We start from the raw sequence: 15,325 nt of genomic DNA on the forward strand, positions 1-15,325 counted from the left end.
CGCGTGCCTGTGGTGCCGCGCACGTGCGCTTCCTATGGAGTGTCGATCTGTTCGCGCGGATGCGGGGGTTGTTCCTGAGGCGGATGGAGGAGCAGGTCCCCGAGGTCCGTGAGGATCCGTTGGGTGAGTGGTTGTCGGGGTTGGCGGCCCGGTACGGGGTTGGTTTCGACGAGGAGTTGGTGGTGGGTCAGGCCACCATCGATCAGGTCCCGGACGTGTTGCGGATACCGGTCGATGACCGGTTGGGGGTGCGGTATCTGGGGATGCGGTTCGTTCCCTACAACGGTCGCGCGGTGGTGCCGGACTGGCTGCGTGAGCGGCCCGAGGGTCGGCGTCTGTGTTTGACGTTGGGGACCAGCGCCACGGATCGGTTCGGTGGGTACACGTTGCCGTTGGGCGAGGTGTTGGAGGCGTTGGGTCAGGTGGACGCCGAGGTGGTGGCCACCGTCCCGCTCAAGGCCCGCCAGGATTTGGGCACGGTGCCTTCGAACGTGCGGTTGGTGGACTACGTGCCGTTGCACGCTCTGGCCGCGACCAGCACCGCCACCATCAACCACGGAGGGCCGGGAACGGTGTTCACCATGGCGGCGCACGCCGTCCCCCAGGTCATCGTGGGGCGGGCGCGTCTGTTCGACGAACCGGTCCTGGCGCGCCGGATGGCGGAGGCGGGCGCGGCCGTGGCCCCGGAGCCCGAGCGGGTCGATACGCGGACCCTGTACGAGGGGGCCGTCCGGGCACTGGAAGGCGAGTCCCTCACCCGCGGGGCCCTGGCGCTGCGGGAGCGAATGGCCTCACAGCACGACCCCGCAGCGATCGTCGAGTGCCTGGAACGGCACACGATCGAACGGCGGCCCGCCTGAACCCTCGGGCGGACCGCCGTTCGGTCGAACTCAGAGCTCAGAGGGTTCGAACCGTGAGTGCTCGGCGGTCAGTCGCTCGATCCGCTCCACCAGCCGGTCCGGGGTGGGGGCGGCGTCCAACGCCTCGCGCAGTCGTTCCGCGGCCCGGGCCGCCTCCGGGTCCGCCATCAGCCGGACGGCCTCCTCGGCCACCGAGTCGGACTCCGCCTCGCCGTGGGGCAGGACGGAGCCGGCGCCGAGCGCGGCAAGGCGCTCCGCCGACGCGACCGCGTCGGGAAGTCCCGGATCGGGCAGGACCAGCTGGGGCACCCCGTGCCGGCCCACCTCGCAGAACGTATCGATGCCTCCCGCGTGCACCGCGAGCGAGCAGGTGGGGGCCAAGGCGTGCAGCGCCCCCTGCCCGACGGCCCGGGTGACGCCGGACGGCATCTCCGCGTCCTCGTCCTCCCCTTCGGGGAGCACGAGCACGATCTCGGTGTTCTCGAGTGTTCCGAGTCCGTCCAGTACCCGGCGCAGGGCCTTGTCGTCGGGGTCTCCTCCGGCGGCCCCGGCGGCGCGCCAATCCAGGAGTACCCGCCGAGGGGCGTCCGGGGCCGGGGTCTCTCCCGGCCTGTCGCGCAGCCAGGTGGGGATGGTGGTCTGGCCGCCGTAGTGGATGTGGCGTAGACGTTCGGGACCGTCCTGCGTTCCGTCCAGCACGGTGGCCAGAGGGGTCAGGGAGAAACGGCCTCGTGTCAGTTCCTCGCCGAAACCGACGCCGTGGCGCTCGGCGTGGGGGGCCAGCCACTCCCGCAGCGGATCCTCGCTCCGGTCCGCTTCCGGCTCGGCCCGCCGGGAGAGGAAGTGTTTACGGAGGGCGCCGTGCAGGTCCGGGCTCCACAGGAAACGCGCGTGAGCGGCGCCGCACGCCTCGGCGGCCACGGCGCCGGCGACCGTCGTCGGTTCCCACAGCACCAGGTGCGGAAGCCACTGCCGGCAGAGCAGGACGAGGTCGTCCAGGATCGGTTCGTTGACCGCCCTCAACCGTTCGTCGGCCAGGGTCCTCTGGACCGAGAGCAGGCTCTCCCAGGACAGGTCCGCGATCTCGCCGGGGTCCGGCAGGAGATCGCGTACGCCCGTGGCCGTTCTCGCCGCGTCGGCGGATCCGGGCGCCTCGCCCGAGGTCTCCTCGCCCACCGCGACCACGGTCAGGCCGGTGTCGGCCGCGGCGTCGACCAGTGCGGAGCGGGTGGCCACACGAACCTCGTGGCCCGCCGCCCGCAGGGCCCAACCCAGGGGGACCATGCTGAAAAGACTCGACCGTGAACCGTTGGCCGCTATGAGGACACGCACGCTCTACCAGTTCCCTTTCGATCGTCATCCGGGCGCGGCGCGCGGGGAGCGCGGCGGTCGCCCGGGGCCCGACCGCCCCGGGGTGGAAGAGGGTCGGGACGCGGGTGTCGAACGGTGAAAATAGCACGGCCCCGCCACCGCGGATAGGTCGGTGATTCGGCCTTGGTCTTCCCTTCCCCATTCTCTTGTACTGTGTCGCCGTCGTTCGACCCCGAACAGGAGCGAACATGAGGGGAATTCTCCTTGCAGGAGGACGAGGAACCCGGCTCCAGCCGGTGACTCGGGCAACGTCCAAGCAGTTGCTTCCGGTCTATGACAAACCGGTGATCTACTATTCACTTTCCGTGCTGATGCAAATCGGTATCCGAGAGATATTGATTGTCTGCGCCCCGGATGCGATGAGCGCATTCCGTGCTCTCCTGGGGGACGGCCGGCACCTGGGGATCGAACTCTCCTACGCGGCCCAGGCCAGGCCCCGAGGGATCGCCGAGGCCCTGGTCATCGGCGAACCCCACATCGCCGGGGGCGACTGCGCCCTGATGCTGGGCGACAACATCTTCCACGGTCCGGGGCTGGGGGAGAGGCTGCGGAAGGCCGCCGCGGACCTCGACGGGTGCGTCCTGTTCGGCAAGGAGGTCGCCGAACCGCGGAGCTTCGGCGTGGCCGGGTTCGACGAGGACGGGGCACTGGTCTCCGTCGAGGAGAAGCCCGAGAACCCCAGGTCGAAACAGGCCGTGACCGGCCTCTACTTCTACGACGATCGGGCCTCCCGGATCGCCGCGGAGCTGAGCCCCTCGCCCCGCGGTGAACTGGAGATCACGGACGTGAACCGTTTCTACGTGGAGGAGCGGAGCGCACACCTCGTTCCGCTCGACGACGACTTCCTCTGGTACGACACCGGGACGGAGGAGTCGTTGTTCGACGCGGGCGCGCACGTACGCCGGTTGACGCACGAACACGGCCTCCGGGTCGGCTGTGTGGAACAGGTGGCCCTGGAAATGGGGTTCATCGACGCGGAGGAGTGTTTCCGTCTGGGACGCGAGATGGGCGACTCGCCTTATGGCCGATACGTGGTAGACGTGGCCCGAAGTCTCGACAGAGAATATCGCGAAGGTGAAGTCCTTTGAGAGTGCTGGTCACCGGCGGAGCCGGATTCATCGGCTCGAATTTCGTCCGACGATTGGTGTCGGGTCACTATCCGGGGTTCGGGGACGTCGAGGTCGTCGTGCTCGACAAACTCACCTATGCCGGAACACGTACGAGTCTCGAATCCGTTCTCGATGACCCGCGGGTCCGGTTCGTGCACGGGGACATCCGCGACGCCGACACGTTGGACGAGGTGCTCTCCGGGGTGTCCGTGGTCGTCCACTGCGCCGCCGAGACCCACGTCGACCGTTCGATCGCGGACGGGTCCGACTTCGTGACGACGAACGTGAACGGGACGTTCACCCTGCTCGATCGGTCGCTCAGGGCGGGTGTGCGCAAGTTCGTCCACGTCTCCACCGACGAGGTGTACGGGGACATCGGCACGGGGGCCTGGGACGAGTCCGACGCGCTGGAGCCCAACTCCCCGTACTCGGCCTCCAAAGGTGCCTCCGACCTGATCGTCAGGGCCTTTCACAAGACCTACGGGCTCCCGGTGAACATCACCCGGTGCTGCAACAACTACGGCCCGTTCCAGTTTCCGGAGAAGCTGCTCCCGCTCTTCATCACCAACCTCCTCGACGGCGAGACGGTCCCTCTCTACGGGGACGGTACGAACGTGCGGGAGTGGATCCACGTGGACGACCACTGCGACGGCATCGCCCTGGTCGCCCTGGAGGGCGCCCCGGGACGGCGGTACAACATCGGTGCCTCCAAGGGCATGACCAACGAGCAGATCACCGGGATGTTGCTGGAGACGATGGGCGCCGATTGGTCCCGCGTGCGCTACGTGGAGGACCGCAAGGGGCACGACCGCAGGTACGCCGTCGACTTCTCCCTGATCCGACGCGAGCTGGGATATCGGCCCAGGATCGACTTCCGTTCCGGGCTGGAGGAGACGGTCCGGTGGTACACCGAACGCCGCGACTGGTGGGAACCGCTCAAGCACCGTATGGCGGTGACCGCCGAGAACGGCGCGTGAACGACCGGAGGGTCGGGGAGCGACCGGGACACCCGTCCCGCCGGCGGGACGAATGCGGCCCCATCATGGGCGTCGTCCGTCCCGAGCACCCGATTCGACATGTGGCAGGAGCATGAGGGAGGACCGATGACCGTGGTCGGTGAAGGCGGCACGGGATACGAGCGGATCACGGCGGCCCGGCTGCTCTCCGAGGGCCTGGAGGCCCCTCGGTTCACCGAACGGCCCTGGGTCGTGCGGTGGGACCTGGAGGCCCGGACCGCGCGGGACCTGCTCCTGGAGGCGATGCCCGAGGAGCTGCGCTTCCGGACCTCCGGTACCACCGGCGAGGGCCGGACCTGGGTCCGGAGCCGGGAACAGCTGTGGGACGAGGCGGGCCTGGTGGCGGACATGCTGGCCGGGGACGATCCCGAGGCCGTCCTGTCCTTCGCGCCGCCCCGACACCTGTACGGCATGATCGTCTCGGTGCTCGTTCCGGCCCGGCTGGGGCTCCCCGTCTGGTACCGGCCGCAGTTCGCCCCCATGCCCGAGGGCACCTCGCACGAGCGTTGGGCCGTCATGGCCATCCCCTGGACCTACCGCATCCTGAGGCGGCGGTCGTCCTGGACCCGTCGTATGCGGCGGTTGAGCCTGGTGCACAGCACCGCCAAGCTCCCGACCGAGGCCGTGGAACTCCTGGAGGAACTCGGGGACTCGGGCTCGATCCTCGAACTGCTGGGCTCCACCGAGACCGGTGTGGTGGCGACCAGGCACTCTCGCTCGGGAGACCGCCACTGGCGGCTCTGCCCGGACTTCGAACTGGTGCGGCCCCGCCCCGGAGACGGCGAGGAACCCCTGGTGGTGAGCGGTCCCCGGCTCGCGCGCCCGACCGAGGGGGGAGCGCCGACCGAGTGGCGGATGGACGACTACGTGACCGCGCTCGACGGGCGAACGATCGAGATGACCTACCGGCGCGGCCGACTCGTGAAGGTGAACGGCCGCAGGTTCGATCTCGACGCGCTGGAGGAGCTGGCCAGGTCCGCTCTCCCGTGCTCGGATCTGGCCTGCGTTCCGGTGACCGACCCCGTGATCGGTGAGCACTTCGACCTGCTCCTGGTGCCGAGGCCGGGGGACGACCCCGCGCGGATCGACCCGACCACGCTGCTGTCGCGGCTGCCCTGCCGACCTCGCCGGATCGCGGTCGTCGAGGGGATCGACCGGTCGGACACCGGCAAGCTGAGGCGTCTCCAACCCGACCCCGGGCTGGAGCTGAGGAGGATCAGTGCAAAGTAGACCCCCGAGCCTGGGAGCCCTGCTCCGCGCGGCGGACTGGGAGGCCTCCATCGAGGCCGACGAGGAGGACGTCTTCCGGATGCGCTCCAGCGTGGGCGCCCTGGAGAAGGCGTTGGCCGACGGACGACTCGTCTATGGGATGAATCGCGGCTACGGGGCACTGGTGGAGTTCAGCGCCTCGGAGTCCGTGGACGAGCAGGGCAGAGGGCTCATCGCGCACCTGGGCACGGCCCAGGGACAGCCGCTCCCCGCGGAGGTGAGCCGGCTCGCGGTATGGATCCGGCTGAACAGCATGCGCTCGGGATACTCGTCGGTTTCCCCCGAACTCTGGGGCGGGTTGGCCGACCTGTGGAACCGCGGGTTCACCCCGGTCATCCCCCGTGACGGCACGGTGAGCGCCAGTGGAGACCTCCAGCCCCTGTCCTCGGCGGCCTCCGCGTTCGCCGGAGAGGGCGAGTGCTGGCACCGCGAGGACGACGGGACCCTCGTGCCCCGCCCGGCCGCGGAGGTCCTGGCCGAGCTCGGCGCGGACCCCGTCCGGTGGCCGGCCCGTGAGGCGCTCGCGTTCGTCAACGGTACGTCGGTCGGCCTGGCCCGCACCGTGCACAACCATCGCGAGGTCCTCTCCCTGCTCCGCGTGGGCGCCCTCCTCACCGGGAGGATGGCCACGCTGCTGGGGGCCGATCCGGTCGCCTATCACCCGGACCTGTCGATGGTGCGCGGTCAGGTCGGCCAGTCCACCGTGGCGGGCTGGATCCGCTCGTACATGCCGGAGTCCGCGGTCCGCGCGCCCTCGCGCCCGCTTCAGGAGCCCTACAGCCTCCGATGCGCCCCTCAGGTGCTGGGCGCGGTCCTGGACCAGTTGGACGCGATGGAGCCGATCCTTCTGCGCGAGGCGGTCGGGGTCACCGACAACCCGGTTCTGGTCGACGGCGAGGTGCTCCACGGGGGTAACTTCCACGCGATGCCCGTCGCGTTGAGCTCGGACCAGCTGGGGCTGTGCCTCCAACAGGTCGCCTTCCTGGCCGACCGGCAGCTCTCGCTCCTGTGCACCCCCGAGACCAACGGCGGGCTCCCGCCGATGCTCACCCCCCGGCCCGGCGCCGGAAGCGGTCTGGCCGGAGTGCAGATCAGCACGACCTCCTTCGTCAGCCGCATCCGCCAGCTCGTCACCCCGGCCTCGCTCACGGCGCTCCCGTGCAACAACGGCAACCAGGACCACGTCCCGATGGCCCTCAACGGGGCCAACGCCGTCTCCGAGGCCGTGGAGCACGCGTGGAACGTCCTGGGGTCCCTGGCCGTGGGTCTGGCCCAGTGCGCGGCCCTGACCGAGTCGGCTCCGGCGGACGGAGACCGGTGGCGGGACCTGGCCCGGATCTGCCCGCCGTTGGAGGCGGACCGGCCCCTGGCCGCCGAGGTCGTCGCCGCCAGGACACTGGTCCGGGAATGGGGCCGTGAGCTGGTCCTCGAGGAGGGAACGCCGTGATACCCGAGACGAACGGTGACTCCGGCGCCTTCACCGACGAGGCCGTCTGGAGCAGGCTGGACGCCGCCCACCTCCCCCTCGGCCCCTTCTCCGACACCACCATCGATCGCTTGATCCGCAGCGCGCGCCTGGGGTCCGCCCCTCGGATCCTCGACATCGGGTGCGGTCTCGGAGCCTGGATCCTGCGCGCCCTCGAACTGCACCCCGACGCTCACGGGGTGGGCATCGACATCTCCCGCAAGTACATGGATCGCGCAGTGTCCGACGCCGAGCGCCGCGGACTGGGCGAACGGTTCGTCGGGCACGTCGGCGACGCTTGGGACATGGACCTGTCCGAGGAGGGGTTCGACCTCGTCATCTGTGTGGGTCTGAGCGACCCCCTCGGTGGTACGGAGAAGGTCCTGCGGGAGCTGATCCGGCCCAGGCTCCGGGACGGAGGCCTGATCCTGCTGGGCGAACCGTTCTGGGAGCGGCCGCCGAACCAGGTCGCCCAGCGTGCCCTCGGTGTGTCCGCCGAGCGTTACCCGGACGCGGACGGCGTCTATGACCGGGTGATGGCCGGGGGTGGGCTGCCGATCGACGTCCACGTGAGCACGATCACGGAATGGGACGAGTACATGTGGGCCTGCGTCCGCGCGTTGGCCGAGTGGGGCCTCGACGACGCCCCCCACGAGCAGAGGGCGGGCATCCTTCGCTTCATGGCGGATTATCGGGACGCCTGGCTGCGCGAGATACGGGGGACCTTGGGCTTCACCACCCTGTTGCTGAGGCCGCTCCCCCTGCCGCTGAGTATTCTGACCGGCCGTCGCCCGGACTGGGCCGCCAAGCCCCGGACGCGGTGACCGCCCCCGCCCCGCGGTGAGACCGGGGCATTCCTGTGCGGCGCGCGTCACAGCGGTGCCCTCAGGCCTCCTCGCCCACCCATCCTCCCCTGGCCGCGGGGCCACCGCTCCCGCAGCCGGGACCCACCGAACGGAGTGTGACCCGGTGTTCGACAACATGGAGATCTACATCCAGGCGGACCCCCTCTTCTATGAGGACCCCCGCCGCTGGGTCCAGGGGCCGCCCTTTCTGAAGACCCACGGTTTCTCGGTGTCGGAACGGCGGGTCCCCGACGGTTGGTCGCGCCGGGACCACGGCCTGTGGACCCACGTCTCCCCTGACGGGGTCGTGCTTCCCGAGCAGGGCTGGAAGATCCACGTGTCGGCGACGTTGGACAACGGCGACGCGCTCTGCGACGAGGTCTGGGACTACTGCGTCGCCGAGGGTCTGCCCTTCAAGTACCTGCTGGATCGCAGGATCCAGTACCTGTGCAACTCCAAGTACGCGCCCCGCGGTTCCAGCGGCAAACTGATCACGATCTACCCCCGGGACGAGGAGGAACTGGAGAAGGTCCTCACCGGGCTGGGCGAGCGGGTCGGCGGTCACGAGGGGCCCTACATCCTCAGTGACCTGCGCTGGGAGCAGGGCCCGCTGTACGTGCGGTACGGGGCCTTCGCCGATCTCCAGTGCCTGGACATCGACGGCCGTCCGGTCCCCGCGATGCGGCGGCCGGACGGCGTGCTGGTCCCCGACCGGAGGCGCCCAGGGTTCTCCGTGCCTCCCTGGGTGAGCCCGCCCGAGTTCCTCGAACGCCAGATGCGGGCTCGGGGCGGCTCGGAGGAGGCCCGCCCCTATCGGGTGGACAAGGCGCTGCACTTCTCCAACTCCGGCGGCGTCTACCTGGCCACACGCCTCAGCGATGGGGAGCGGGTCGTGCTGAAGGAGGCGCGGCCGCACACCGGTGTCGACGGCAACGGCGAGGACGCGATCGTCCGACAGGAACGTGAGAAGCGGGCCCTGCGCCGCCTCGACGGGATCCCGGGCGTTCCTCGTCTGTACGACGAGTTCACGATGGGCGGGCACGGCTTCCTGGTACAGGAGTACCGAGAGGGCCTGCCGATGTACTCCTGGTGCGCCGCCCACCATCCGCTGGTACTCCGGGCCCACCCCTCGCGGGAGGAGATCGCGGAGTTCACCGAGCGGATGCTGAAGGTGCTCCGGACCGTCGAGGAGATCGTCCGGGCGATCCACGATCGGGGGATGGTCGCCGGCGACCTGCACCTGAACAACGTGCTGGTCGGTCCGGACGATCAGGTGACGGTCATCGACTTCGAGCAGTCGTTCGAGGTGGGCGAGGACTGGACGCCGGGGCTGGGCGCCCCGGGGTTCATGGTCGCGCACCGCGAGGGCCGGGGCATCGACGAGCACAGCCTGGCGCTGCTCCGTCTGACGGCCTTCCTCGCCTTCGCCCCCATCTCGACGATGGCCCCGGGCAAGATCCGGTCCTACGCCGACCTGGTCGAGCGGACGTTCCCGGTGCCGCGCGGCTGGACGCGACCGAGCGTCGAGCAGCTGACGGCCGGCGGTGAGGGCACCGACCCCGCACGGGACATCGAGTCCCCCGCGGAGCTGGAGAGCCTCCTGGCGGCCGGGATCAGGGCCGCCGCGACACCCGACCGAGAGGACCGCCTCTTCCCCGGGGACATCGAGCAGTGTGTCTCCGGCGGGTACGGGTTCGCCCACGGCGCGGCCGGGATCCTCTGGGCCCTGGACGTGTGCGGTCACGGTCGACGCCCGGAGTACGAGGAATGGTTCGTCTCCTCGGTGTTCCGGCAGCGTCGCCTCGCCCCGGGCTTCTACGACGGCGTGGCGGGCATCGCGTACACGCTGGACCACCTCGGATACCGGAAGGAGGCCGTGGAGCTGATCGACCGCCACTCGGACACCCCGACCGGCGGCCTCTCCCTGTTCTCCGGCCTGCCCGGGATCGGGGCGTCGCTGCTGCACCTGTCCCGGGACGGGGGCGAGCCCCGGTTCCTCGACAAGGCCCTCGAACTCGCCGACGAGATCGGCGATCGGGTGACCGGTGTCAGGCTTCCGGGGTCGGCGGGCACCGGGACCGAACTGCGCGCCGGACTCATGCGCGGATGGACCGGAGCGGCGCTCTTCTACGTTCGGCTCTACGAGCGCACCCTGGACGAGGGCTGCCTCGACCTGGCCGTGCGCGCGCTCCACCGCGACCTCGACCAGTGCACGGAGAACGACGACGGGGCTCTACTGGTCAGTGATCGAGGGATCCGAGGCCTGCCGCATATCGAGGGCGGCGGACTCGGGCTGGCGCTGGTCGCCCAGGAGATCCTGGCGTACCGGGAGGACGGGCGACTGAGGGAGTCGATCCCGGATCTGGCCCGCTCGGCCCACCCCGTCCTCACGGTGCGAGGCGACCTGATGTTCGGCAAGGGAGGCCAGATCGCGGCACTCGCGCGCCTGGGGGCCGAGAAGAGCGCCGTCGACGACCGCGTCGACGAACTCCGCAGCTTCCTGGTGCCCTACAAGGGCGGACTCGCCCTGCCCAGCGGACGGGGGTTCCGTCTGTCCATGGACCTGGCCACCGGGAGCGCCGGTCTGCTGCTGGCCCTGGCCACCGCGAGAGGGAACGGAGGCCCCTTCCTCCCCCTCTTCCGTGACCTCTCCATCGACACCGGGGTCGGAGGCGCCTGATGAGTGCGGCCGTGTCCGAGCGGGTGGTCAATCGAGGTCTGTCCCACGACCTGCGTGTGGTGAAGGTGGTCCTCTACCGGGACCTGATGCGTTTCCTGTACGACGTCGGTCGTGCCATGGCGACCCTTCTCCAGGGCCTCATGATGCTCTTCGTGATCGGGGTCGGCTTCGGGTCGCTCATGCCCGACGCGCCCGGCGGGGTGGAATTGACGACGGTGATGTTCCCCGGGGTGATCGCGATGCTGGTCATCAGCACCGCCATCGCGTCGGCGGGGTCGGTCGTCTCCGACCGGGAGCACGGTTTCCTGCGGGAGATGCTCGCCTCACCGGCCCGGCGCGGCGCCATCGCGCTGGGCAAGGTGTGCGGCGGTTCCGTCCTGGCCCTGCTCCAGGGCAGCCTGCTCCTGATCATGGCGGGTCTGGCCGGGGTCCCCTATCACCCGGTGCTGCTCCTGCAACTGGCCGGACTCATGTTCGTCCTGGCCTTCACCACCTCCGCGCTGGGGGTGCTCACCGCGACCCTCGTGCGCCACCCCGAGGCCTTCCTCGGTATCTCGCAGATGGCCATCATGCCCCTGGTCCTGCTGTCCGGGGCCCTGTTCCCCATCGCGAACCTGCCGGCCTGGCTCAAGACCATGGCGCTGGTCAACCCGATCACCTACGCGGTCGACCCGATGCGCAGGGCGGTGTTCGAGAGGGTGGAGACCACCCCGGAGGCGGAGGCCCTGTTCAACCCCGGCGTCACCTGGTTCTCCTGGCAGGTGCCGGGGGCGGTCGAGGTCCTGATGGTCGGTGGTGCGGGGCTGCTGTTCTTCGCCCTGGCGGTCAGGAGGTTCGCCAGGATGACGGTCTGAACCGAAGACCCGTCCGCCACCGACCATCACACGCGTACACGCGAGGCCGGCGGGCCGATCAGGAGACGCTCACCTCGGGGACGTAGCGGATCCATCGGCCGCCGGCCTTCTGGAATTCCGTCTCCTTCGCCATGATCTCCTCGGCGTGGTTCCACGCCAGCAGGAGGGCGTAGTCGGGGTAGGCGCGGCGGTACTCCTCGGGCCCGCGCACCGGGATGTGCGTCCCGGGGGTCAGACGCCCCTGCTTGGCGGGGGTGCTGTCGCAGATGAACTCCACCAGGTCGGGGCCGATGCCGCAGAAGTTCAGCACGGTCGCGCTCTTGGCGGTGGCGCCGTAGCCCACGACCCGCTCACCGCGCTCCTTGATCCGGCGCAGCTCCGCGAGCAGGTCGGTGCGCACGCGCTCCACGTTCTCCACGAAACGGGCCAGGGTCGCGGGCGAGGTCAGCTCTCGCCGCTCCTCCTCGACCATGAGCAGCTTGACCGCCTCCGAGGCCTCACGGGCTCCGGCGTGCGCCAGGGTGTAGCGGATCTCGCCGCCGTGCGTGGGCAGGTGCTCCACGTCGACCAGTTCCATCCCGCTGAGCTCGGCCATCCTCGCCACCGACCGCGCGGTGAAGAAGAAGAAGTGCTCGTCGTAGATCTGGTCGAACGAGGTGCGCTCGACGATGTCCCCGAAGTAGGGGTCCTCGAAGACGAACACGCCGTCGGGGCCGAGGAGGGCCTTGATCCCCCGGAGGACGGAGTCGACGTAGGGGATGTGGGAGAAGGTGTTCGCCGAGAAGATCACGTCCGCGTGGCCGTGCTCGGCGAGGATCTCCCGGGCGACGGACTCCTCGAAGAAGTCCTTGCGGACCGAGACCCCCTCGGCCGCGGCGAGGTCGGCGACGCCGCCCGACGGCTCGACACCGAGGTGACGCACGCCGGCCGCGGCGACCGTCTTGAGCAGCACGCCGTCGTTGGAGCCGATCTCGACGACGAAGGGGTCGTCCGAGCTCATCTCGGTCTCCAACAGCCTGGTCGCGATCCCCTCGAAGTGCGCCCGCATGACCGTGGACCCGGAGGACAGGTACGGGTAGTCCTCGTGGAACATGCGCTCGCGGGGGACCTCCTCCATGAGCTGGGCCATCTGGCAGTCGGCGCAGGTGCCCACGGCGAGACGGTAGAAGAACTCGGGCTCCGGGGACTGCGGCAGCCGGAACGCGTCCGCCAAGGGCTGTCGTCCCAGGTCGATGAACTCGGTCACGAGACCTGAACAGATGCGGCACTCGGAAGTGCGGGCCATGAACTACTCCTTGTCGTTCGGTCGCCGCGGGCGGGCCACAGGCCGCCCGCCGCTGGAGGGGGAGAACCGTTACGGGGACGTGCGCGGATGCGGTCGCCGTGCTATTCGGGTGCTCTGTCCGGCCGGGCCAGCCACCAGGGGCTGGACCGGGCCCACTCGGTCGTCCGTTCGATCCCCTCCTGGAGCGGGGTGGTCGCGCTCCAGCCCAACAGGGAACGGGCCTTCGAGGCGTCGGGGACGCGGCGGTTCAGGTCCTGGTAGGCGGAACCGAAGCTCACACCGGTGTCCAGGTCGGCGATGTCGGCCTCGAGTCCGGTCGACTCGATGATCAGCTCGATCACGCTGCGGATGGAGATCTCCTCCGAACCGCCGATGTTGAAGCACTCGCCGTCGGCAACGGAGGAGCGGCCCACGAGAGCGGTCGCCTGCACCGCGTCCTCGATGTAGGTGAAGCTCCGCGTCTGCTTCCCCTGGTCGTAGACGACCGGGGCGATACCGCGCAGCGCCCGGTGCAGACTCCGGCTGACCAGGAACGCGGGACGCTGCCGGGGCCCGTAGAGGTTGAAGTAGCGGATGATGGAGGCCCGCACCCCGTACTGACGCATGAAGGCGAACACGTAGTGCTCGGCCAGGGCCTTGCTCGACGCGTAGCCCCACCGGTCGGCCGTGGTCGGACCCAGCACGCGCTCGGCGTCCTCCCGCCACGGGACGTCGGGGTTCTTGCCGTAGACCTCGCTGGTGCTGGCGAAGACCACCTTCGCGCCCACCTCGCCCGCCAGTTCGAGGACGTTGCGCGTACCGACGACGTTGACGTCGATGACGTCCAGGGGACGGCCCAGGTAGTTGTCGACGCCGACCACCGCCGCCAGGTGGTAGACGGTGTCGACGCCGTCGGTGATGACCTTCGCCAGCTGTTCCTTCTCACGGACGTCGCCCGCGACGAAACGGTCTCCCTCCGGGGAGGGGTGGTCCGTGTGGCGGTCGGTGTCGAAGGTGATCACCTCGTCGCCCGTGGCCGTGAGGTGTTCGACCAGATGACTGCCGAGGAAACCGCGTCCCCCGGTGACGATGACTTTGGCCATGCTCGTTACCGTCCGATCCCGCGATAGGAGTAGCCCGCCTCCCGCAGCGATTCCACTGCGGGGACGGGGAGGTGGGCGCGTCCGTCGACGACGGCGCAGTTCGGGGCGACCTTGTCGCGCAGGAGGGTGAAGTCGATCCGCCGGAACTCTCCGTGCCAGGCGAGGAGCGCCAGACAGTCGGCGCCCTCGACCGCCGCGTCCAGCGACGCGCACGGCGTGGAGCCGAAGATCCGCTCCACCTCGGTCGGTTCGGTCAACGGGTCGTACAGGCGCACGTCCACCCCCGCCGCGCGAAGGTAGGCGACCGCGGGCGCGACCGGGGTCTCCCGCAGATCACCGGTGTCGTTCTTGAACGCCAGCCCCAGGACGGCGACGCGCGCCTCCTCCGGGGCCCTTCCGGCCCGCGCCAGCTCGTCCAGGATCAGCCGTGCGGTCAGCTCCGGCATCGAGTCGTTGACCTTACGGGCGGCGCTGATCATCTCCAGGTCGACGCCGTTCTCACGGGCGGCCCGCCACAGCATCCACGGATCCTTGGTCAGGCAGGATCCGCCGACCCCGACGCCGGGGAGGAGGATGTTGACCCGTCCGTTCCCCTTCGGGATGGAGTTGGTCGCCTCGATGACCTCGATGACGTCCACGTCGAACGAAGCGCAGACCTGGGCCAGCTCGTTCGCGAGGGCGATGTTGTGGTCGACCCACCAGTTGTTGGCCAGCTTGGCGAGTTCGGCGGACTCGGGGGAGGAGCACGAGACCACGTGGGCCCCGAGACCACGCCGCCAGAACTCCTCCGCGGCCGAGGAGCTCTCCCGGCACCACCCGCCGACGATCACCGGCAGGCTGCGCAGTTCGTCGAGGGCGGCGCCCTGGGAGAGACGCTCCGGGCAGAACGCCAGCCCGAAGTCCTCGCCACAGGTGAGACCGCCGCTCTCCAGCAGCGGAACGACCAGCCGTCGGGTCGTGCCCGGGGGGATCGTGCTCTTGAGGATGACCAGCTGACCGGGGCGCAGGTGTCGCGCGAGCTCCTCACAGCAGCCGCGAAGCTGGTCGTCCACCAGACGGCCGTGGTCGCGGGTCGGGGTGCCCACCGAGATCAGGACCACGTCGGAGTCGGACACCGCGCCGTAATCGGTGGTGAAGCGGAGTCTGCCCGTGTCCACGCCTTGGGCGATCATCTCGGGGAGTCCGGGGTCGCGGAAGCGGCTCACGCCCTCGCGCAGCCCGGAGACGGTCTTCTCGTCCTTGTCGACGCCGGTGACCTCCAGCCCGCTCTCGACCAGAGTCGCGGCGAGGCAGGAGCCGACGTATCCCATGCCGATCACGGATACGACAGGACCTCTTCCAACCGGCAGGAAACGCATGCGAACTCCGTTCAGTGTGCATTCGAAGGCGGAATAGGGGCCATCGGATCCACGCATCGATGAATGGACCAGAGATTCGGGGAGAGGCTGTTCGCGGGGCAGGCTACACCGGGGGAGAGGTGTGCACATGC

General features: G+C 69.7%; 12 protein-coding genes. 8 read left to right on the forward strand and 4 right to left on the reverse strand.

The features are described from left to right. A partial coding sequence (locus tag TR33_RS15475; protein ID WP_042283999.1) for a nucleotide disphospho-sugar-binding domain-containing protein occupies nt 1-860 on the forward strand: 860 nt, incomplete at its 5' end. 30 nt (nt 861-890) lie between these two features. Here the strand turns inward: TR33_RS15475 and TR33_RS15480 are convergent. Next, nucleotides 891-2,144, reverse strand: coding sequence for a nucleotide disphospho-sugar-binding domain-containing protein (locus TR33_RS15480; RefSeq protein ID WP_052358174.1), 1,254 nt, complete (start codon nt 2,142-2,144; stop codon nt 891-893). 275 nt (nt 2,145-2,419) lie between these two features. Here TR33_RS15480 and TR33_RS15485 point away from each other — a divergent pair, with 275 nt between their 5' ends. From TR33_RS15485 to TR33_RS15515, 7 genes are all read left to right on the forward strand, one after another. Further along, nucleotides 2,420-3,319, forward strand: a complete 900-nt coding sequence (locus tag TR33_RS15485; protein WP_014908547.1) for a sugar nucleotidyltransferase — start codon at nt 2,420-2,422, stop codon at nt 3,317-3,319. A gap of 2 nt (nt 3,320-3,321) precedes the next feature. Next, on the forward strand, nt 3,322-4,317 hold the full coding sequence (gene rfbB, locus TR33_RS15490; protein ID WP_017533179.1) for a dTDP-glucose 4,6-dehydratase: 996 nt from the start codon (nt 3,322-3,324) through the stop codon (nt 4,315-4,317). Nucleotides 4,318-4,443: 126 nt separating this feature from the next. Beyond that, complete coding sequence (locus TR33_RS15495) at nt 4,444-5,586, forward strand: AMP-binding protein (RefSeq protein WP_042283803.1); 1,143 nt, start codon at nt 4,444-4,446, stop codon at nt 5,584-5,586. Beyond that, nucleotides 5,576-7,072 carry an aromatic amino acid ammonia-lyase gene (locus TR33_RS15500; protein WP_017533181.1) on the forward strand — a complete coding sequence of 499 codons (1,497 nt, stop codon included), beginning with the start codon at nt 5,576-5,578 and terminating at the stop codon, nt 7,070-7,072. The genes TR33_RS15495 and TR33_RS15500 overlap by 11 nt, the downstream gene beginning before the upstream one ends. Next, complete coding sequence (locus tag TR33_RS15505) at nt 7,069-7,914, forward strand: SAM-dependent methyltransferase (RefSeq protein WP_017533182.1); 846 nt, start codon at nt 7,069-7,071, stop codon at nt 7,912-7,914. The genes TR33_RS15500 and TR33_RS15505 overlap by 4 nt, the downstream gene beginning before the upstream one ends. A 145-nt stretch (nt 7,915-8,059) precedes the next feature. Next, complete coding sequence (gene lanKC, locus TR33_RS15510; protein ID WP_042283806.1) at nt 8,060-10,615, forward strand: class III lanthionine synthetase LanKC; 2,556 nt, start codon at nt 8,060-8,062, stop codon at nt 10,613-10,615. Next, complete coding sequence (locus TR33_RS15515; protein ID WP_017533184.1) at nt 10,615-11,469, forward strand: ABC transporter permease; 855 nt, start codon at nt 10,615-10,617, stop codon at nt 11,467-11,469. Before lanKC ends, TR33_RS15515 begins: the two co-directional genes overlap by 1 nt. Nucleotides 11,470-11,527: 58 nt before the next feature. On the opposite strand, the gene TR33_RS15520 is transcribed toward TR33_RS15515, so the two are convergent. The 3 genes from TR33_RS15520 to TR33_RS15530 all read right to left on the reverse strand — a co-directional run bounded on the left by TR33_RS15520 (nt 11,528) and on the right by TR33_RS15530 (nt 15,155). Then, nucleotides 11,528-12,754: a class I SAM-dependent methyltransferase gene (locus TR33_RS15520; protein WP_017533185.1), complete on the reverse strand. Its 1,227-nt coding sequence runs from the start codon at nt 12,752-12,754 to the stop codon at nt 11,528-11,530. A gap of 101 nt (nt 12,755-12,855) precedes the next feature. Next, nucleotides 12,856-13,836, reverse strand: coding sequence for an NAD-dependent epimerase/dehydratase family protein (locus tag TR33_RS15525; protein ID WP_017533186.1), 981 nt, complete (start codon nt 13,834-13,836; stop codon nt 12,856-12,858). Between the two features lie 5 nt (nt 13,837-13,841). Next, nucleotides 13,842-15,155 (reverse strand): nucleotide sugar dehydrogenase, encoded by a 1,314-nt coding sequence (locus TR33_RS15530; RefSeq protein ID WP_267880659.1) that lies wholly within the window; start codon nt 15,153-15,155, stop codon nt 13,842-13,844. Nucleotides 15,156-15,325: the final 170 nt, after the last annotated feature.

The organism is Nocardiopsis alba (genome assembly GCF_000710955.1).
Taxonomy (GTDB): Bacteria; Actinomycetota; Actinomycetes; order Streptosporangiales; family Streptosporangiaceae; genus Nocardiopsis; species Nocardiopsis alba.